This is a genomic window from Mycolicibacterium chlorophenolicum, assembly GCF_001044235.1.
Taxonomy (GTDB): Bacteria; Actinomycetota; Actinomycetes; order Mycobacteriales; family Mycobacteriaceae; genus Mycobacterium; species Mycobacterium chlorophenolicum.
This window is the reverse complement of sequence record NZ_JYNL01000005.1, coordinates 1-18,653: the sequence shown is the minus strand read 5'-3', so window position 1 is coordinate 18,653 and position 18,653 is coordinate 1. Positions and strand designations below refer to the sequence as shown.

Below are 18,653 nucleotides of genomic sequence, written 5' to 3'. Positions count from 1 at the left end.
TCTCGATAGTAGATAATCGGCCGCGTTGGAACAGGAGCGCCATGGCGCCAGGCGACACATACCAGGCTGGATCCCGGCGGCTGAATCGAAACTCGCGCCGGTGGGCGCGTTTCAGACGCGCGGTGGGCTCGGTGCTCGTTGTGGTGGGCTCGGCAATGGCCGTTGCCCATCTGATTGCTCACCTGGCGAGCATGCGGGTCGTCGGGGCACTAGATCTGCTGATCGGCTTTCCGATGGCCGTGCTCTTAGTCCTGGTGGGCCTGCTATTGATAGGCCTGCAATCGGTGCCGCCCAGATCAAGTCGCCACCCGGCAGACCCGTGATGTGATCAGCTTCGTGAACGCGCATAGGGCGTCCACGAGCCAGGCAATCGGCGTCAGCGGCGCAATGGTGTTGCAGGACAACGGTTGAAGCAGTGCCGTCACTGCTGACACGGGCAGGGCTGCTATCACGGGTAGTACCAAGGAATTTAGTCGACGTTTTAGCGTGACCGCCAGAACATGTGCTGCGGCCAAGTCGCAGTGTCGCTAGATCATCTATAGCCGCGTGTAACACGAGCGCGCCGCACAGCGGCATACGTAGTACATACGTAACATGGTGCTAGTTGCGCACCGCGGTGAAGGGAGGGCTCGTGCACGGCACGCTTCGCGGGCTTTTGATACTGACCGTCACGGCCGCCGCGGTGGCAGTGGCGCCACCGCCGGCGAAGTCGGGAGCGACCGCAGCATCGGGCATGGACGGCCAAGTCGCGATGGTGCGTCCAGGTCCTGGCCAGGTTGTAGGAGTTGGGCATCCGGTGCTGGTCGGGTTCAGCGGGCCCGTCGACGACCGCGCGGCAGCCGAGCGCAGCATCACCGTCGGCGCGCCGCGGCCGGTGGACGGTGAATTCACTTGGCTGACCGATCGTCTCGTGGAGTGGAATCCGGACGGGTTCTGGCCGGCGCATTCGACGGTCACGTTGCGCGTCGGCGGCATGAAAACCGAATTCACCACCGGGGCGGCGGTGGTGGGCGTAGCCGACGTCTCGGCCCACACGTTCACAGTGAAAATCGACGACCAAGTGGTGCGCGAGATGCCCGCGTCGCTGGGTAAACCGGGCTTCGAAACCCCGCTCGGGACCTTCAAAGTGCTGGAGAAGCAACGCAGCGTGGTCTTCGATTCGCGCACCATCGGAATTCCCCTCGACGACCCCGAGGGCTACCTGATCGACGGAGAGTACGCCGTGCGGGTGACGTGGGGCGGGGTCTACGTACATTCGGCACCGTGGTCGGTCGGGTCGCAGGGCTCGGCCAACGTCAGCCACGGCTGCATCAATCTCAGTCCCGAGAACGCCGAATGGTATTTCAACACTGTCAAGGTCGGCGACCCAGTGATCGTCCAGAGCTAAGCCACGCTCACACGGCAAAATCCGCGGGCCGTCCAAACCGTCACCCGGTGACCAAACGCGCGTTACACGGGCAGTCCCGCTGACATTTTCCGCGTCACACCACGGGGAAACGTGCGGCGCGAGGTAGGCTCGGCAACGACATTGCTGGAGGCGAAACGGTGCGTGTACGAGGATTCGGCGAGCTGGAAGCCGTGGTGATGGATCGCGTGTGGAATCACGATCCCGAGATGGTAACGGTGCGCGACATTTTCGAAGAGCTCTCGGGCGAGCGTCGTATTGCCTACACCACCGTGATGTCGACCATGGATAACTTGTACAACAAAGGGTGGCTCGAGCGCGAACGCGATGGCCGGGCCTACCGATATTGGGCCACCCTGACCCGTGAGGAACACACCGCCCGGTTGATGCGTGACGCGCTCGACGGGGGAGGCCGCTCAGAACTGGTGCTCAGCTACTTTATCGAGCAGATCGGCCCCAAGGAATCCGAGCGACTCAGGGAAGCGTTGCGGCGGCTGGCGAGGCGGTCGAGCAGGGCCAAGAAGCGGTGAACGTCGCGGCGTGCCTGCTGCTCTACAGCGTCGCGGTGATTGTGTTCGGACCACCGGCGTTGGGCTTTCTCACCCGTGCCGGGCATGCTCCCCGATCGGGAGTGGCGGCCTGGTTAATCGCGATCGGCAGTGTCCTGCTCACCTGGCTGACCGTTGTTGTGCTCGTGATCGTCGACGTGGTTGCGCACTGGCACGACGGTGGCTCATTCGTTGTGTCCTGCGTCCGGTTGCTGTGTGATCTGGCTGCGGGCAAGGCGGGTAGCGCACCCCAAGTGATGCTGCTGGCTTCGGCGGTTGCCGTGGTGGGCACCGTCGCCGTCATCGGCATCCGGCTCGTACGCGTCGTTGGGCGGCTGCGTGCGCACGCTTACGAGCATGCAGAAGCTGTTCGACTGGTGGGCCGCCCGACCGGCGAACGCGACGTGTATGTCGTCGACGCCGCCGAGCGCACCGCGTATTGCGTGGCAGGAAAGCCACCTGCGATCGTGGTGACAACCGCAGCAGTAGCGGCTCTCGACGAGCGCGAACTCGCAGCGGTGCTCGCACATGAACGCGCCCATCTTGACGGGCACCACCCCAGAATCGTCACGGCGTTGCGCGGCTTGGCGCTGGTCTTTCCCCGCCTTGCGCTGATGACGCGCGGTGCCGCCGAGATATCACGGTTGTTAGAAATGTGTGCCGACGATGCTGCCGCGCGCCGGCACGGCAAGCGTGCCCTGCTCACCGGGTTGATGGCTCTGGCCGCAGGCGCGCCGGCTGCCGCGCTGGGCGCCGCCGATGTCGCGGTGTTGAATCGCGCTGAGCGACTGGCCCTTCCGCCGGCGAATCATGTCCGCGTACGTACGCAGGCCGCTCTTACCAGCGCGACAGCGATGATTGCCATCGCGCCGCTGGGCACACTTGTGCTCGGCGTATCTGGGGTCTTTATGTGCGGCGTCTAGCTGGTTGTTAGCGCTGCGTGGAAAGACATGTGTCGTTTCTTGGGCGCGGGTGGTGCCGAGCCCGGGGGATGGCACCGTTTTCCGGCGAGGTTCTGCCCCCGCATCCAGCGCAGCCCCAGAACCCTCTTCATGATGTGGGGGAAGCGCCGAGCACCCGCTGGATGTCGGGCTTCATCTGCTGGAGCTGTGCGCCCCAGTAGTTCCACTGGTGGGTGCCGTTCTGCGGGAAGTTGAACACGCCGTTCTTACCGCCCGCGGCGATGTAGGTCTCCTGGAACGTCTTGTTCGTCCGGAGTGTGAAGCCCTCGAGGAACTTCGCGTTAAACAGGTTGCCCGAGCTCATGCCGGCGTCCAGTTCGGACGGCTTGCCGTCACCGGCGTAGATCCAGATGCGGGTGCCGTTGGCGACCAGCTGGGCCATGTTGACCATCGGGTCGTTGCGCTTCCACGCCGGGTCACTCGATTCGCCCCACATGTCCTTGGACTTGTAGCCGCCGGCGTCACCCATCGACATGCCGACCAGCATCGGCCACCAGCCCTCGGACAGGTTCAGGAAGCCCGAAAGCGATGCGGCGTACTGGAACTGCTGCGGGTGGTAGATCGCCATCACCAATGCGGCCGAACCGGCCATCGACAGGCCCACCGCGGCATTCCGGGTGGGATCGACGGCCTTGTTGGCGGCGAGGTAGTTGGGCAGCTCACTGGAGATGAACGTCTCCCACTTGTAGGTGGAGCAGCCGGCCTTGCCGCAAGCTGGTGAGTACCAGTCGCTGTAGAAGCTGGACTGCCCCCCGACCGGCATAACCACAGCCAGGCCCGAGTCGAGATACCACTCGAAGGCGGCGGTGTTGATGTCCCAGCCGTTGAAGTCTTCCTGTGCACGAAGGCCGTCAAGCAGATAAACGCCCGGCGCGTTAGGGCCGCCACTTTGGAACTGAACCTTGATGTCGCGTCCCATCCCCGCTGACGGAACCATCAGGTACTCGACCGGCAGGCCCGGACGAGAAAACGCCCGCGCGGTTGCAGTGCCAAGGACGCTCATCGTGGTCAGCACCACAACTGCCACTGACGCCACCACCAACACGCGACGCGATACATCAGCCAGGCTCAACGCTTCCACAATGATTCCTTCTCTGTTCGCATGCACAGCGCTCCAGGAAAACTACTATCGCGAATAGTACTAAACTGGCTCGGACTCCACGCAAGCCGGCGCCGATGACGCCGCCGCCAGCCCGGCGGGCTGGCTCGAGCTGTGCCTCGAAGGCGCCCCAAAGCGTTCGTGGGTAACGAGTTTCGTCGAATCGCTTGTCACCGGGCGGTGAGTTTGGTTAAGTCACCTGATCCAAAGTAACGATTTGGTCACAGCGCGGAGGTCCCCGGATTGGCTGAGCAGCGTTGGCCCGCGCAGCCGCGCCACGCGACCGACTGGGACGCCGAGATCACCGAGGTCATTCCGTTCAACGAGTTCGGCGCACTCGCTGAACTCATGTTTCGGGAGCACTGCGCGTTCGACAAAGACTTCCAGGTCATACACGCCCGCGAGTTGGGCGACGATCTCGACTTGGACGCTGATCAAGCACCGCTGCGGCTGCTCGGGCCTGTCCCTCGGCACCCCGCCGGAGTGCGCCACCGACCGCTACCGCCTGTGGGGCACTCCAGCGGTCCGATGCGACCACCGCGGCGAGGGCGCCACCGCAACGTCGTCGCGGGCGCGGAGCGCAGCCGTGTTCTGATCGCAGCGATGGCCGCCGGCGCGGTGGGCGCGGCCGCCCAATCCGCACTGGGCGCTGCAGACATGGATTCCGGGCCGGCGGTGATGACCGCCGAAGCAACTGTTCTACACACCGGTACTGACGCCAGCGGCGGCGGGATGCAGGTGATCGCGGCGGCTCCGTCGGTCAATCCAGCAGTGGCGGCCGAGGAATTCGCCCGCGGTGTCGCTTTCGCCCAGCAGCGCGCCGAACGGGAGGCACGGCTGCAGCGGCCGTTGTTCGTCGTGCCGACCCGGGGCATTCTCACATCTGGATTCGGCTACCGCTGGGGGACGCTACACAGCGGGATCGACATCGCCAACGCGACCGGCACACCAATCTACGCCGTCGCCGACGGCGTGGTCACCGCCGCCGGACCTGTGTCGGGCTTCGGTATCTGGGTCAAGCTGCGCCACGCCGATGGGACAGTCACTTTGTACGCTCACCTCAACAGCACCACCGTCAACGTCGGAGAGCGCGTGATGGCCGGCGACCAGGTCGCCACGATGGGAAGCACAGGAAACTCCACCGGACCCCACCTGCACCTGGAAGTGCACGCCAACGGCACCGACCGTGTCGATCCTGCACCGTGGTTGGCCGCGCGGGGCCTCACCCTTGGAGATCTCGTCGGTTAGGCACTGACCTGCGCTTAAGGCCCGGCTCAGCGCAACGCACCACTGTCGAAGCCGTTGGCTACCCACCCTTTCGGGCACCATCGATAACGCGACGGACGCTACTTGAGCGAATCGTCGACGGCCACGCACCTATCCGCACCGAGGTACTAATGACGGTAGTACTATGATGCTTCGTACTCGTTGGGAAGGCCGGTCACTCATGAGCCCCAAGCGGCGGCTGCCGCGCAGCCGGAAACCGTCGATCTACACGCCGGAATATCGGCGTGAACGGTTGCGCTGACTGCTGGGCTGGCTGCTCGTCGGTGTCGGCTCGGTGATGGCGCTCGTGCACGTCTACACGCACCTTGCACGGTTGCGCATCGTGGGCTATCAGGATCTGCTGCTGGGCTATCCCATGGCAGGGATGCTGGTGCTCGCCGGCTTCATGCTCGTCGGGTGGGCGGCCAAACCCAGCCGTTGACGCGGCGTGCCGGACCGGCAATGTCACCCGCGGTGCCTGGGGGAGTGAGGATCCGGCCGATCAGCGTCGCGGTTAGCGTAGCGGCGGCGATCGCGATGAGCGCCCACTGCACCTGCGCCGCCCACCGCGTCGCCGCAGTGACGTTGGCCTGTAACGGGATTCGATAGACCAGGTGGGCAGGCTCGAAAAAGCCGGTGCCCGCCACGACCTCCCCTTGCGGGGTAATCACCGCGCTGATACCCGTCGTACCCGCCACAACAACGCTGCGCCCGTGCTCGATGGCCCGGATCTTGGCGAATGCCAACTGCTGGCGGCTCATCTGCTCGTTGAACGTCGCGTTGTTGCTCGGAACCGCCAGCATCTGCGCGCCGTTGAGCACCGCCTCGCGCGCGGCCCGATCGAAGATGACCTCCCAGCACGTGGTGACACCGACCGACACCCCGCCCGCCTGCACGACGCCGCTGCCGGCGCCCGCCGTGAAGTATCCGGCCCGGTCGGCGAAATCGGAAACGTGGCGAAAGAAGCTACGCCAGGGCAGGTATTCACCGAACGGCTGAACGATCTTCTTGTCATGCCGTTGTCCCGGCCCGCTGACCGGATCCCACACGATCACCGAGTTGGCACTGACCGGCGTCGATGGACTCCACTCGGGCCGAGCCAGGACGGCGCCAACCAGAATGGGCGCGCCAACCGCCCCGGCGGCCCGCGTGATCTGCCGCCCCGCATCCTCGTTGAGCAGCGGATCGATATCCGAAGAATTCTCCGGCCAGATAACGAACTGCGGTTGGGCGGCTCGCCCGGAGCGGATATCGTCGGCCAGTCGCAGCGTCTGGCGGACATGGTTGTCCAACACGGCGCGGCGCTGGGCATTGAAATCCAAACCGAGCCGGGGGACATTGCCCTGCACCACAGCGACCGTCACCGAGGGCCCGCCGTGCCCGGTTGAGGCCCACACCAGGGGCGCCATCGCCGCACTGCCGACGGTGACCAGCGCCAGGCACACAACGCACACCGCGACGGTGACCCTGAGATCGGTGCTCGCCGAGCGCCGAACCAGCAGGGCAAGGCCGGCCACACAAAAGCCCACCAACGCCGTCGTGAACGACACCAGCGCCACCCCGCCCACGCGCGCCAACACGGCCAGCGGGCCGTCGGCCTGGCTGAATCCGACCACGCCCCAGGGAAAACCGCCGAATGGAAACACACTCTTGAGCCATTCGATGGCCGCCCACCAGGCCGCCCACCACAACGGCCACCCGATCCGTCCGCGCAGCAGCACGGCCGGCACGGCGAATATGGCGGGAAAAAGCGCACACACGACGGCCAGCGCCACCCAGGGAAGCGGGCCCACCAGGGCGCCGACCCACGGCAACAACGGCAGATAGAACGCCAACCCGAACAACAGACCGTACCCGAAGCCGCCGGCTACGCCGGTCAACGGATCGGCCAGCACCCACGCCAACAGCGCCAGGCCCACGATCGCGCTGAGCCACCAGCCCAGCGGTGGAAAACTCGCCGCCACCAGCAGCCCTGCGGCCACCGCGCCGGCTGCTTTGGCCAGCCGGCGACCCAGCACACAACCACCGTCGGCGCTCACTTCCCGCACGGCCCAAACCACGCAGAACCACTGCGCAGACGATGACTGACTCCGCCACGCGCGATCCCTGGTCTGTACACCATTTACCACCGTCCTCATCGGATTCGCCATCACATCGTGGCGTCACTCAACAATCTACGACCTCAGCTAGTACTAGTCTTGACAGTAGAACTTGAGGACCGGCGATCTTCGCGGGTATGCCTGCCACGCACACACTTGTCGTCAGATTGCCTGACTTCGCGAACATGGAGCCGGAAGATGTCCGCCTGGTCTCCTCCCACATGCCCGATGGGAAGTATGTCGGAGTAAGCAGCCAGGATAACGGTGCGCGTCATGACGGCGGTGCGCTGCGCCGCTCAGCCGAGTTCGTCTCGGACGCCGTGCCCGCTACCGGCGCTGACCGCTGCCGCGGTCATAAACCTCAAGGCAGCCGGCAAGTCATCGCGCGACCGATCCAACGATGTCGCGAATCAATCGTTGTTCTATAAAGATTTGTTGAAGATGCGCGGCACCGGGCGCGCCGGCCACCTACGAAATACGTAGTAGGGCAGTATTGAGTGGGTGCATAACAGCGCACCCACCGCACCATCGCAGCAAGTGCTCGTTGTCGATGGCGACGCCGGCTGGACTGACCTTCTCGCCGAATACCTTCGCGCTGAGGAGGTGTCGGTGGTGGTCACCGACAACTGCGATGAAGCACTGACCGCGGCCAAGAATTTGCAGCCCCGGATAATCCTTCTTGATGCCGATGTGCGCGGCGGCGACGGCATGCAGCTGTGCCGTCGGATGCGCACGCTATCTGATGGCCATATCACCATGTTGACCGCACGACGTGATGAGGGCACTACGATCGCTGGGCTCGCCGCCGGAGCCGACGACGTGCTCGCCAAGCCAATCTCCAGTCGTGAGATTGCCGCCCGCATACGGGCAATCCGGCGCCGCTTGCATGCGTCGCCGGCGGACCACACTGTCGGGTCGTATTCCGAGAATCCGCCAGCAAGGCAGGTATTCGGGCGGCTTTGCGTCGATATTGCGCGGCGCGAGGTCTTCCTTGCCGACGAGCAGATCAGCTTGACCCGAACGGAGTTCGAGATTCTGGCGATGCTGGCTCAACGGCCGGGCGCCGTGACGACCCGTCAAGAGATGTTGGACGCGGTGTGGGGATCGCGCTGGGCGGGCAGCATCACAAACATCCACGTGCACATCGGTCATCTGCGCAGAAAATTGGGAGACGACCCCGCCAGACCACTGCTGGTGTTGAACGTACGCGGAATCGGCTACCGTTTAGCTGTCTAGCTGCGATGCGCACGGCCAATCGTGGTCTGCGCCGCTGCGCAATCCGGACGCCCGCGGTGGTCGCGGACTACCCGACGGTCAGGCCCCGCCGAGCACGATCCTTCCCGGACTGGTCAGCGTCTGACACAGTTGGCGCAGATCGATAATGCCAAACATGTTGGCGGCCAAGGCTTGGCATCCGGTGGGGCGCATAGGCACGTACCAGCCGACGTGTTCAACTCCCTGGCGGCCGCAGACCGGCCACGCCCCCAGTCCTTGCGTGCCGATTACACGCTCGGCGACGCGGATCTGCTCGGTGCGAGCTGCGTTGGCGGGATTGCCTCGACCGCCATGCTCTGCCCATGTCGAGGGCTGGAACTGGAGCCCGCCGAAGTATCCGTTGCCGGTGCTGATCGACCAGTCGCCTCCAGATTCGCATTGCGCAATGGCGTCCCAATCGATCGCATTGGCGTAGGCCGATATTGGATCGACGGCATGCGCGGTGACCGCGAGCGCCCCGCTGACGGCGATGGCGGTGAGAAACCTGCAGACTGCCCTCATCGTGGTCCTTCCCCGACACAGGCGCGGAGCCGCCCGCTGCGATGTGGTGCTTAAGTCAACACTGTGGCCATATTGCACTTCCGATACTGGCGTGACTAGTGGTGCCACAGTGAGAAAAGGGTGGCAAATGTCTTACAGTCCGACGCCGGCATGCCGAAGCGCCAATCAGCGCCCCCGGGGCATGCCTGCGCATACATGGCTAGCGCGTGAACGACTTACGGACTACGGACGGACTACGGACGTCCAAGGGCTCGCTTGCTGTCGGTGACCCACCAATCTGAGTTCGACGGTCCGTTATGGACTCTCACCACGTACCGGAGAGCAATATGGACTCGCATAAGTAGAGGAGAACAACGATGTCGAACAACCCCGAGCGCAGCACCGCGTGGCAGACGGCACTGACCGTCATACAGACCGCGACACCGCCGGCACTTCCCGAAGGCGCGGAGGTGATGACCGTGGTGATTGAGTACCCGCCGGGCGACCCGGGCGCCCCGCCACACCGCCACCCCGGCGGACCAGCGTTTGGCTATGTGCTCGAAGGCGAGATCCTGTTCGAGCTGGAAGGTGAGCCGCCGCGCGTGCTCAAAGCCGGCGAAGCGTTCTGGGAACCCGGCGGTGACGTGATCCATTACCAGGACGCCAACAACCGCCCGGACATCCCGGTGCGATTCCTCGTGACGATGCTGTGCGCGCCAGGTCAGCCGATGCTTGTTCTGGTCGACGAGGACGAACTGGTTGCGCGCCAGGGCCGTCGCGTAGCAGCCGGAGCAACAACGCCGCCCGGATCCTGAATCGTGTCGGCCAGCTGGTGCTAACGATCAGCTGCGGGGTATGTGCGTCGGCGGCGGCATCACGGCCGCCGGCGCCATCCCCTGTTTGACACAGAGCTAGCCGCCCGTCCATGGTGCGGTCAGCAGGGCCACGCTGGACTGCTGGCGGACCTCGAGCGCAACTAACGCCACCACAGCGACCGCGATCACGGCGCGACGCGGCATTCGGACCTGCATCCAGCGTCCGGTCCACCACCCGGCGGCGCCGCGCAGTACCCAGCCGGCCGCCACAACGAGCATCAGGGGAGCCGCGGGGTTGTAGCGCAGCGCGGCCTCCCATTGACCGTGCATTGTCAGATACACCGATCGTGTTGCGCCGCAGAACGGATCCATGATGCCGGCGTAATGCAGCGGCCCGTGGATATCGACCGGCGGAACCCCCAGCACGGCGAGCACCAGCGCGCCCAGCAACCCGGCCAGCGCCAACCATGTCCACACCGGCGATTCCGGTCGCCGCGCCGTCAGCGACACGGGCAGCCACCGGCCTGGACGAGCGGCCGATGAAGTGATGAAGCCCATGTGGTCTCCCGCGATTGGCTGGACTTCCGCCATGGTACGAGTCCGTCGAGCTGCCGCACCAGCAAGCTGTGGGGCCGCATCGACACAGGCGGGGTCGCCGACTCCCACCGGACTAAAGCATGCGAGGACAACGGTTTCCGGTACCCGCCTGCGGAGGACGGCGCGCCAGCATGTGAATCGGCTGCCAGTACTGGCTGGACAGGGCGCCCTGCAACCATTTACGGTCGCGCTCAGTAACAGCGCGCCGGCAGGAAAAGCGGGCGCGGAAAGGTGCCTTGAATGCGGTTGCGGCGTTTTAGTGAGGGCCTGTGGTGGCAGCTGGGCGTGCTGGTCGCGGTGATCGTGATCGTGGCCGCGTTCATGGTCGAGGGGGCGCGCGGCCAACAGCGGCTGGGCGCCGACGAGGTGGATTGCGCCAAATACAAGTGCGTGGCCCTGACGTTCGATGATGGACCGACACCTTTCACCGACCGGCTGCTCCAAGTCCTGGCCGACCAAGGCGCCAAGGCGACCTTCTTCCTCATCGGCAACAAGGTCGCCGCCGACCCCGACGCGGCACGGCGCATCGCCGACGCCGGCATGGAGGTTGGCAGCCACACCTGGGAGCACCCCAACATGACCACCATCCCGGTCGCCGATATCCCCAGCCAATTACGCAAAGCCACCGAGGCGATTGCGGCCGCAACGGGTCACGCCCCCAACCTGTACCGCCCGGCCGGCGGACTATCCAACGACGCCGTACGCGCCGAAGCAGGAAAACAGGGTCTGGCTGAAATCCTTTGGGACGTCATTCCCTTCGATTGGATCAACGACGCCAACCTGGCAGCCACCACCTACATGCTCAAAACCCAAATCAAACCCGGCTCGGTGGTGCTACTGCACGACACCTACTCCAGCACAGTCGACCTGGTGTATCAATTTCTTCCCGTACTGATCGCCAACGGCTATCACATGGTGACCGTGAGCCACCTGCTCGGCGACCGCGCACCCGGCAGCAGCTACGGAGGCCGGGAAAACGGCCCGCCAGCCAACGCGATCGCCGACATTCCCGCCGACCGGATTCCGACACTGCCCGACACCCCCTCACCCAAACCGGCGCCCAACCTGCCCATCACCGACATTCCCAACCAGAATCCGGGCGGTCCACCGGCGTAGCTCAGCAGGACACCCGGATCCTGACGGCGGCTCACCGCATCCGCCCAGTCAACCGGTGATTGTCGCGCCCGGGCGTGGTGACGCCCATACGGCCGCATAGTTAACACTCACACCCGTGCGCAAAAGTTAGCTGGATACTCGCGTTGAGCGGCCCCCAATCGCCCATCTGTGTGGGGCTGAGCTCCTTTATGGGGCATTTCTGTACCCGTTGAGCGGTGCCACAGGATGGGCTAGCGGCTTGCCGATGCGCGTGATCGCCGCACCGCCCCAGCCACCGGCCTGTTAATAATGGGATTGCGGGTGCCAGTGAGACATGGCGGATACGACACGCAAGGGCGCGGTGGCAGTCGAGGCCCGACTTCGGGAGTCGTCACGCTTGCCGCCAGCTGATTGCTACGTACCAGAACAGTAGGTGGACTGCGCATATGAGTTTCACAAGCTTGTCGCACATAGACAATTAGTGAAAAGAGTTGCCGCACTGAGATAGTCATGCAGATCACATAGTCGGCATATATCGCCTGCTCGGCCGGTTCACATCCGCGAATCGCAAGCGCGTAACGACATGGACTCGACTTGGGGACCTACGGAGGATGCCCGTACAAGCTGCTACAGTGGGCGACATTGTGAGGTACAACGACGCCCCCACGAGGAAGCGACTGCAGTCGGCGTTAGCGCTGGCGGTTGTTTTCTGGGTGCTGCTTATCGGCAGTGACGTAGCGTTGCCGTGGTCGGACGGTCCAGATGACCACGGTCCTCACGCAGTGACGACAGCAGTGTCTCACGAGTTTGCTGTGGTGATGGACCACCCACATTTTCAACACGCTTCAGCGGCGATCTCACCCGACACCTTCGCCACCGCCGTGGTGCCGCGGGTCGCCACCGTGCTGGTGGCTCTGGGGTTGGCCGTCGCCGTCGCGGCGGCGTGGCTGTACCGCGGGCACGGGATCTGGGCAGCGGTGCGCGGTCCACCGCGTGGACTTGGCCCTGTCGTATCGGGCCGCCAGTTGCTGGCCCGCTTCTGCATTTCGCGGCGCTGACCGGGCAGCGCCAGACCGACCGCGCTCAGACGGGCACGGCCGGTCGGTAACCGCTGCCCATTGTCAGCTGCCGCGCACCCAAGTCCAAGTCGCGGCTTCGATGCAGAAGCGATAACTCATATGACTGATGTTCTGTCCATCCATTCCAGCGATCTTCACTTCTCGCGCCACCGCGGGCTCGGCCGAAATCACCGGCTAGCCACGATGGTGGGAAACACTCCTGTGCTGCGGATATCCTCACCGTTCAGTGACGATCAGCGCGGCTTCTGGGCCAAGCTGGAGGGATTCAATCCCGGCGGCATGAAAGATCGGCCAGCCATGCACATGGTGGAGCAGGCAACGGCCCGCGGTGACCTTCGTCCAGGTGCGCGCATCGTGGAATCCACCAGCGGCACACTAGGTTTGGGGCTGGCCTTCGCCGGCACCGTGTACCGCCACCCCGTGACCCTGGTCGCCGACCCGGGGATGGAGCCGATGATGCACCGGATGCTGTCGGCCTACGGCGCCGACATCGATGTGGTGACCGAGCCTCATCCGCAGGGCGGCTGGCAGCAGGCCCGCCGCGACCGCGTCGCCGAACTGCTGGCCGCCCACCCGCACTCCTGGTACCCCGACCAGTACAACAACCCCGACAACGTGGAGGCCTACCAGGGCCTGGCCCTCGAGTTGCACGCCCAGCTCGGCGAGATCGACGTGCTGGTGTGTTCAGTGGGCACCGGCGGGCACTCCGCCGGAGTGGCGCGAGTGCTGCGGCAGTTCAATCCTGATCTGCGGTTGATCGGGGTGGACACCGTCGGGTCGACCATCTTCGGCCAGCCCGCGGCCACTCGGTTGATGCGTGGACTGGGCTCGAGCATCTATCCGCGCAACGTGGATTACGACGCCTTCGATGAGGTGCACTGGGTGGCGCCGGCCGAGGCGGTGTGGGCCTGCCGCACGCTGGCGGCAACCCACTACGCCAGTGGCGGGTGGAGTGTGGGCGCAGTCGCGCTGGTCGCCGGCTGGGTCGCCCGAACTCACCCGGTGGATACGGCCATCGCCGCCGTCTTCCCCGACGGCCCGCAACGCTACTTCGACACCGTCTACAACGACGACTATTGCCGCCAGCACGGCCTTGTCGGTGGACAACCACCGGAAGAGCCGGCCGTCATCACCGATCCGACCGATCAGGTCGTTCACTCCTGGACGCGGTGCCTCCATGTGGTCGATCCGGTGCGGAGTGTGCGGTGATGGGTGTCGTCAGACAATTCGGCAGCTTCGGCTGGCCCAGCCGACTGCTGATGGTCAACCAGTTCGGCATCAATCTCGGGTTCTACATGCTGATGCCCTATCTGGCCGGCTATCTGGCGGGGCCGCTGGGACTGGCGGCGTGGGCGGTCGGTCTGGTTCTGGGTGTGCGCAACTTTTCCCAGCAGGGCATGTTCATCATCGGCGGAACGCTGGCCGACCGGCTTGGCTACAAGCCGCTCATCGTGGCCGGCTGCCTGCTGCGCACCGCGGGGTTTGGGCTCTTAATATTCGCGCATTCGCTGCCCGCTGTTCTGATCGCCTCGGCGGCAACGGGTTTCGCAGGAGCATTGTTCAATCCGGCGGTGCGCGCCTACCTGGCGGCCGATTCGCAAGAGCGCAGAGTCGAAGCGTTCGCCATGTTCAACATGTTCTATCAGGCGGGCATCCTGGCGGGCCCGCTGGCAGGGCTGGCCCTGATGGTGGTGGACTTCCGCATCGCCGCTGCCGTCGCGGCCGCAGTGTTCGCCGTGCTCACCGTGGCGCAGCTGTTCGCCTTGCCACAACATAGCGCCAGCCCCGTCGCCGAGAAGACGGCGATCCTCGATGACTGGCGCATCGTCGTGGCCAACCGATCATTCCTGTGGTTCGCCGCAGCGATGATCGGGTCCTATGTGTTGAGTTTCCAGGTCTATTTGGCCCTGCCGCTACATGCTGCAGCGTTGGCACCGCAACACGAATCACTGCTGGTTGCCGCGGTCTTCGTCGTCTCCGGGCTCGTCGCGGTGGGCGGGCAGCTGCGAATCACGCGATGGTTCGCGGCCCGCTGGGGCGCCGGACGATCGCTGATGATCGGCATGCTCATCCTGTCTGCGTCGTTCGTGCCGCTGCTGGTGGTTCCCCATGGCGGGCGCTTTGGTGCCATTGCGGCCATCGTGGCATTGCTGATGGCAGCAGGGCTGCTGGCGGTCGGATCGGCAGCGGTCTTCCCGTTCGAGATGGACACGGTGGTGTCCTTGGCGGGCAACCGCCTCGTCGCGACACACTACGGGTTCTACAACACCATAGTGGGAGTGGGCATTCTGGCCGGCAATCTGGCCACCGGTGCACTCCTGCAGGCCGCGCGCGACGCCGGTGCAGACGAACTGCTCTGGGGCGGACTGGCATTGGTTGGGTTGGTGGCGGCACTTGCGTTGCATCGACTTGACCGCCGTGGCCATCTCGCGCCCCAGCCAGTACTGGCTACATCGGCGCGACGATAAGGCATCGCGGTCAGGTGCCGGCGCGTGCGTCGGCGTGAGCACGACATAGGAATCCGAAATGGGTCGCCGCCAGCTAGGGCCGCCCATTCGATGTGATAACGCACCTTACTCCAAACTGTTCCGCCAGAACCGGGAACACAGTCGGATTCAGCCCGACCCATGGGGACCCCCGCGGCCCCGGTGACTAACCGCGGCGTTTGCTGAGCGGTCGTGACGGCCTGCTGCTGCCCTGCCCACGGCACCACTGCGAGCAGCTATGTGGACTCTTCGAAAAGCCTTGGCGCATATGACGTTAACTCGTTACCGAATCGTGGCGCGCGGGTCTTGGCATGGGTTCGCAACCATGTATTCTCGATGTAGCTACTGATTAGCTACGTACTGAGCGCAGCCGTATATGCGTTGAAGTACGCGAAAGGAGAACAACCGTGAAGATGACCGCACTGGCGACTATTGCTCTGTCTGGTATCGCCACATTCATGATCGCGGCCGCACAACCGGCCGCCGCAGCGCCGGCCGGGCCCGATTCCGTACAGGACACTGTCAACAGACTGGAGTCCAACGGCTACAAGGTGATCCTCAACAAGGTGGGGACAGCACCGCTGGAGAAGTGCACGGTCAGCGGGGTGCGCCCGGGCCGCGAGGTCACCGAGTTTCGCCAGAATCGGCGGGACCAAACTGTTGAGCGCGTTTTATACACGACGGTCTACGTCGACGCGTCCTGCTGACCATGGCGGGGCGGGGGTGGTCTCATCATCGGGGGCCACGCCCTCCCCGCTTCTGGGATCCGGCGGCACGGTGGTGACGGACTCCGCCGCCACTGTGCATCCACGTCGCACTGAACTTGCCGCTGAAGTGTTCAATTCAGATGCGGAGGATCGCTCGCCATCGACGGACGGCGATACGGCACCCAGAGCCCGGTCCTCATGGGCAGCACTTGTTGTCGTGCTTCACGGCGCGCCGTTGCCTGGTGTTGGCGCCAAGTGCACACATCACCGCGCACTTGACGACCGCGCGAACCATAGGATGCCGCGCAACTCGTACCAGCCCCGCCGCCTTGGGCTTCACATCTGTGCTCATCCCTATCTCCTCTCCACACCACGAAATACCCCCTGAGGGTATCCGTTGAGCAGTGCCGCGTACAGGCCACGACGGTCCTGGCAGCGGATGGGAGAGTGCGATCCCGGTTCAGCGTCGTCACGATGACGTGGTGGGGCGAGGCTTCGACCTACTATCGGGCTTAGTACGATAGTGGAGGTGATGTCGTCGATCCCGAGCGTCCGTGTCCACGTCGCCATCGTCGGTGCGGTGCTGACACTGGTTGGCTGCGGTTCTCCCGCCGAACCGCTGACATCGTCGTCGACACCGCCGCCGGTAGGACAGACCGATACTGCGGCTCGCGCACCGCGCTCAATCGGACCGCAACAATTCGCCGAGGCTATCGCCGCACCCGAGCGGGTCACCATCAATGTGCACGTGCCCTACGAAGGCGACATCGCAGGCACGGATCTCAGCATTCCGTTCGACCAAATCGAGGCGCAGATCAACAGGTTGCCGACCGTTCGCAGCACTGCGCTGGCGGTCTACTGCCGTACCGGACGGATGAGCACTATCGCCGCCTCAACTCTGGCCAACCTGGGGTATCACGACGTGGTGGAGTTAGCGGGCGGAATGCAGGCCTGGGAGCAAAGCGGCCGCACCCTGGTGTGGCGCTGACCATCTGCGGGTTCGACGAACCGACGCCCGCCTGCGCGCCTCGTCGTCACAGGAAGTCTGAGTCGCGCCGACGCCCCCAAAGACATGGGTCAACCGGCGTCACGAAAGGCTGCAGCACCGTGGTCCGTTCTCACCGTGGCCGGCACATCGCTTAGCTGCCACTGGCATTCCCAGCGTTCATCGAGAAGCTCATCGATCAAGGAGGTGTCGGGGTGGCCACCGAGCCTGCGAATGGACGCGCTGACCGCGCTGAGCAGTTCGAGTTGGCGGTCGATGGCTTGAAGCCTTCCCACGTCCCTCCATTGGGCTGGACCGGCGGACCGCGGCGTTGACGGCCCGCACCGACATCTACTGTTCTGGTACACAGATGCTAATCGATTCGTCCTCACGCTCGACGCGACTCCTCGGTGCCACCACAGCGTGGCTAGCGCACACGGCCCGGCGGCAGCAGCGTCGTTCGTCGCGACCCTCCACAGGGTCCAACGCGGTCAAGAAGTTGGCCAGGCGTGCTGACTTTCGATTCGAAAGCCGCTTCATATCAACAGCATTCGGTGCGAGGGCCGCTGAAGCTGTTGTGCGTTGCAGGGGCGCCTGTCCATCACCGAAACGGGGTTTGGCCATAGGGGGATGGGTATGCGGCTGTCGACCGTGGGCCACGCCACGGTCAGCCCATGCGATACGCGCCATGGAAATGGAGGACGGTATGAGTACCGCGAGCAAGATGCTTGAAACTTATCCGCAAGACCTGGATGGTATCGACCGCGCCGCGTTGACGTCCTGTATCGAGGCGTGTCTGGAGTGCGCGCAAGCGTGTACGGCCTGCGCCGACGCCTGCCTCAGTGAAGACTCGGTGCAGCAGCTCACCACCTGTGTGCGCACCAACCTCGACTGTGCCGATGTGTGCGCGGCGACCGGGCACGTGCTGTCCCGCCATACCGGTTACGACGCCAACCTGACCCGCTTGATGCTAGAAGCGTGTGCCACGGCATGTCGCTCCTGCGGGGACGAGTGTGACCGCCACGCCGACCACCATGAGCACTGCCGCATTTGCGCGGAGTCCTGCCGGCGTTGTGAACAAGCCTGCCGACAGCTGCTGACGTCACTGGGCTGACCGCGTCCCGCGACTCACGAGCGCACCAGGCGATTGATGGCGTCGGTGGCCTCTTTGATCTTGGCGTCGGCGTCATCGCCCCCGGCGTGCGCGGCGTCTAGTACGCAGTGTTTGAGGTGATCGTCGAGCAGACCGAGCGCGACCGCTTGCAGTGCCCGGGTCAGCGCACTGACTTGGGTGAGGATGTCGATGCAGTACTGCTCGTCTGCGACCATCCGGTGCACTCCGCGCACCTGTCCTTCAATGCGCTTGAGACGGTCCAGGTAGCGGTCCTTGTCCGTCATGTAGCCATGCCGCGGCGGCGTCTGCGCGGGTGTGGGTTTCGTTGCTGATGTGGGCATTTGTTCCTCCCAGATGGTGCACCCGGGATTGACACCCGGGACCGCAGGCCTACGCGTATCCCAGCGGATTCCTGTTCCGATGTAGTGCACAGATATTGTCGCGCGAAATGCGGCGATGGGTGATGCCCGCCGCGCGCATCTGCGCCGGGCGCCACACCACCCATCGCCGATCAAGGGTTAGGCAACAGCGTAGTTCGCCGGGTCGGCGTCGAACTTAGCCTCAATCCGTGGATCGACCCTGTTGAGGTCCGGTCAGACTGATTTTGCTGTGCTGCGGTGGGTGGGCAGCGTGAATCCGCT

21 protein-coding genes are annotated in these 18,653 nt (G+C 64.6%); 16 read left to right on the top strand and 5 right to left on the bottom strand.

Annotated elements, in window-relative coordinates:
* Positions 1–122: 122 nt before the first annotated feature.
* The 4 genes from MCHLDSM_RS02570 (at position 123) to MCHLDSM_RS02555 (ending at position 2,876) form a co-directional block, all read left to right on the top strand.
* Positions 123–323: a hypothetical protein gene (locus MCHLDSM_RS02570; RefSeq protein WP_085978087.1), complete on the top strand. Its 201-nt coding sequence runs from the start codon at positions 123–125 to the stop codon at positions 321–323.
* Positions 324–616: 293 nt separating this feature from the next.
* Positions 617–1,387 (top strand): L,D-transpeptidase, encoded by a 771-nt coding sequence (locus MCHLDSM_RS02565; RefSeq protein WP_041789265.1) that lies wholly within the window; start codon positions 617–619, stop codon positions 1,385–1,387.
* Positions 1,388–1,545: 158 nt separating this feature from the next.
* On the top strand, positions 1,546–1,935 hold the full coding sequence (locus tag MCHLDSM_RS02560) for a BlaI/MecI/CopY family transcriptional regulator (RefSeq protein WP_013470182.1): 390 nt from the start codon (positions 1,546–1,548) through the stop codon (positions 1,933–1,935).
* Positions 1,932–2,876: a M56 family metallopeptidase gene (locus MCHLDSM_RS02555; protein WP_013470183.1), complete on the top strand. Its 945-nt coding sequence runs from the start codon at positions 1,932–1,934 to the stop codon at positions 2,874–2,876. The genes MCHLDSM_RS02560 and MCHLDSM_RS02555 overlap by 4 nt, the downstream gene beginning before the upstream one ends.
* Before the next feature lie 127 nt (positions 2,877–3,003).
* Here the strand turns inward: MCHLDSM_RS02555 and MCHLDSM_RS02550 are convergent, their stop codons facing one another.
* A complete protein-coding gene (locus tag MCHLDSM_RS02550; protein ID WP_013470185.1) occupies positions 3,004–3,996 on the bottom strand; it encodes an esterase family protein in 993 nt (330 codons plus the stop codon).
* A gap of 261 nt (positions 3,997–4,257) precedes the next feature.
* Here MCHLDSM_RS02550 and MCHLDSM_RS02545 point away from each other — a divergent pair, with 261 nt between their 5' ends.
* On the top strand, positions 4,258–5,262 hold the full coding sequence (locus MCHLDSM_RS02545; protein ID WP_048468753.1) for a M23 family metallopeptidase: 1,005 nt from the start codon (positions 4,258–4,260) through the stop codon (positions 5,260–5,262).
* A 325-nt stretch (positions 5,263–5,587) separates the two neighbouring features.
* Positions 5,588–5,722, top strand: coding sequence for a hypothetical protein (locus MCHLDSM_RS40040; RefSeq protein WP_268780959.1), 135 nt, complete (start codon positions 5,588–5,590; stop codon positions 5,720–5,722).
* Here the strand turns inward: MCHLDSM_RS40040 and lnt are convergent.
* Positions 5,685–7,328 (bottom strand): apolipoprotein N-acyltransferase, encoded by a 1,644-nt coding sequence (lnt, locus tag MCHLDSM_RS02535; RefSeq protein ID WP_041789268.1) that lies wholly within the window; start codon positions 7,326–7,328, stop codon positions 5,685–5,687. The genes MCHLDSM_RS40040 and lnt overlap by 38 nt on opposite strands.
* 324 nt (positions 7,329–7,652) lie before the next feature.
* Here lnt and MCHLDSM_RS37620 point away from each other — a divergent pair, with 324 nt between their 5' ends.
* On the top strand, positions 7,653–7,862 hold the full coding sequence (locus tag MCHLDSM_RS37620; protein WP_131722577.1) for a hypothetical protein: 210 nt from the start codon (positions 7,653–7,655) through the stop codon (positions 7,860–7,862).
* Between the two features lie 54 nt (positions 7,863–7,916).
* The gene (locus tag MCHLDSM_RS02530) at positions 7,917–8,615 is read left to right on the top strand and encodes a response regulator transcription factor (RefSeq protein ID WP_234713825.1); all 699 of its coding nucleotides are present in this window, start codon (positions 7,917–7,919) and stop codon (positions 8,613–8,615) included.
* A 78-nt stretch (positions 8,616–8,693) separates the two neighbouring features.
* Here the strand turns inward: MCHLDSM_RS02530 and MCHLDSM_RS02525 are convergent, their stop codons facing one another.
* Positions 8,694–9,155 (bottom strand): transglycosylase family protein, encoded by a 462-nt coding sequence (locus MCHLDSM_RS02525; RefSeq protein WP_013470191.1) that lies wholly within the window; start codon positions 9,153–9,155, stop codon positions 8,694–8,696.
* 356 nt (positions 9,156–9,511) lie between these two features.
* Here MCHLDSM_RS02525 and MCHLDSM_RS02520 point away from each other — a divergent pair, with 356 nt between their 5' ends.
* Positions 9,512–9,949 carry a cupin domain-containing protein gene (locus tag MCHLDSM_RS02520; protein ID WP_013470192.1) on the top strand — a complete coding sequence of 146 codons (438 nt, stop codon included), beginning with the start codon at positions 9,512–9,514 and terminating at the stop codon, positions 9,947–9,949.
* A gap of 96 nt (positions 9,950–10,045) precedes the next feature.
* On the opposite strand, the gene MCHLDSM_RS02515 is transcribed toward MCHLDSM_RS02520, so the two are convergent.
* On the bottom strand, positions 10,046–10,507 hold the full coding sequence (locus MCHLDSM_RS02515; RefSeq protein WP_013470193.1) for a DUF2752 domain-containing protein: 462 nt from the start codon (positions 10,505–10,507) through the stop codon (positions 10,046–10,048).
* A gap of 279 nt (positions 10,508–10,786) precedes the next feature.
* Between MCHLDSM_RS02515 and MCHLDSM_RS02510 the strand changes: the two genes are divergently transcribed.
* From MCHLDSM_RS02510 to MCHLDSM_RS02480, 7 genes are all read left to right on the top strand, one after another.
* Positions 10,787–11,662 carry a polysaccharide deacetylase family protein gene (locus MCHLDSM_RS02510; protein ID WP_013470194.1) on the top strand — a complete coding sequence of 292 codons (876 nt, stop codon included), beginning with the start codon at positions 10,787–10,789 and terminating at the stop codon, positions 11,660–11,662.
* A gap of 590 nt (positions 11,663–12,252) precedes the next feature.
* Positions 12,253–12,699, top strand: a complete 447-nt coding sequence (lpqS, locus tag MCHLDSM_RS40650; protein WP_013470195.1) for a putative copper homeostasis (lipo)protein LpqS — start codon at positions 12,253–12,255, stop codon at positions 12,697–12,699.
* A gap of 120 nt (positions 12,700–12,819) precedes the next feature.
* A complete protein-coding gene (locus MCHLDSM_RS02500) occupies positions 12,820–13,929 on the top strand; it encodes a PLP-dependent cysteine synthase family protein (protein ID WP_013470196.1) in 1,110 nt (369 codons plus the stop codon).
* Positions 13,929–15,188 carry an MFS transporter gene (locus MCHLDSM_RS02495; protein ID WP_013470197.1) on the top strand — a complete coding sequence of 420 codons (1,260 nt, stop codon included), beginning with the start codon at positions 13,929–13,931 and terminating at the stop codon, positions 15,186–15,188. Before MCHLDSM_RS02500 ends, MCHLDSM_RS02495 begins: the two co-directional genes overlap by 1 nt.
* A gap of 425 nt (positions 15,189–15,613) precedes the next feature.
* Entirely contained in the window at positions 15,614–15,913 is a 300-nt protein-coding gene (locus MCHLDSM_RS02490) for a hypothetical protein (RefSeq protein WP_013470198.1), read from the top strand.
* A gap of 532 nt (positions 15,914–16,445) precedes the next feature.
* Positions 16,446–16,901, top strand: coding sequence for a rhodanese-like domain-containing protein (locus tag MCHLDSM_RS02485; protein WP_013470199.1), 456 nt, complete (start codon positions 16,446–16,448; stop codon positions 16,899–16,901).
* Between the two features lie 703 nt (positions 16,902–17,604).
* Positions 17,605–18,012, top strand: coding sequence for a four-helix bundle copper-binding protein (locus tag MCHLDSM_RS02480; RefSeq protein WP_013470200.1), 408 nt, complete (start codon positions 17,605–17,607; stop codon positions 18,010–18,012).
* Between the two features lie 14 nt (positions 18,013–18,026).
* Here the strand turns inward: MCHLDSM_RS02480 and MCHLDSM_RS02475 are convergent, their stop codons facing one another.
* Positions 18,027–18,353, bottom strand: coding sequence for a metal-sensitive transcriptional regulator (locus tag MCHLDSM_RS02475; RefSeq protein WP_013470201.1), 327 nt, complete (start codon positions 18,351–18,353; stop codon positions 18,027–18,029).
* Positions 18,354–18,653: the final 300 nt, after the last annotated feature.

What these genes read in the sequence shown, in the direction of transcription:
- MCHLDSM_RS02525 (WP_013470191.1), bottom strand. Translation starts at nt 9,155, where the DNA reads ATGAGGGCAGTCTGCAGGTTTCTCACCGCCATCGCCGTCAGCGGGGCG.
- MCHLDSM_RS02510 (WP_013470194.1), top strand. Translation starts at nt 10,787, where the DNA reads ATGCGGTTGCGGCGTTTTAGTGAGGGCCTGTGGTGGCAGCTGGGCGTG.
- MCHLDSM_RS02500 (WP_013470196.1), top strand. Translation starts at nt 12,820, where the DNA reads ATGACTGATGTTCTGTCCATCCATTCCAGCGATCTTCACTTCTCGCGC.
- MCHLDSM_RS02485 (WP_013470199.1), top strand. Translation starts at nt 16,446, where the DNA reads ATGTCGTCGATCCCGAGCGTCCGTGTCCACGTCGCCATCGTCGGTGCG.
- MCHLDSM_RS02475 (WP_013470201.1), bottom strand. Translation starts at nt 18,353, where the DNA reads ATGCCCACATCAGCAACGAAACCCACACCCGCGCAGACGCCGCCGCGG.
- MCHLDSM_RS02495 (WP_013470197.1), top strand. Translation starts at nt 13,929, where the DNA reads ATGGGTGTCGTCAGACAATTCGGCAGCTTCGGCTGGCCCAGCCGACTG.
- lpqS (WP_013470195.1), top strand. Translation starts at nt 12,253, where the DNA reads ATGCCCGTACAAGCTGCTACAGTGGGCGACATTGTGAGGTACAACGAC.
- MCHLDSM_RS02515 (WP_013470193.1), bottom strand. Translation starts at nt 10,507, where the DNA reads ATGGGCTTCATCACTTCATCGGCCGCTCGTCCAGGCCGGTGGCTGCCC.
- MCHLDSM_RS02520 (WP_013470192.1), top strand. Translation starts at nt 9,512, where the DNA reads ATGTCGAACAACCCCGAGCGCAGCACCGCGTGGCAGACGGCACTGACC.
- MCHLDSM_RS37620 (WP_131722577.1), top strand. Translation starts at nt 7,653, where the DNA reads ATGACGGCGGTGCGCTGCGCCGCTCAGCCGAGTTCGTCTCGGACGCCG.
- MCHLDSM_RS02480 (WP_013470200.1), top strand. Translation starts at nt 17,605, where the DNA reads ATGAGTACCGCGAGCAAGATGCTTGAAACTTATCCGCAAGACCTGGAT.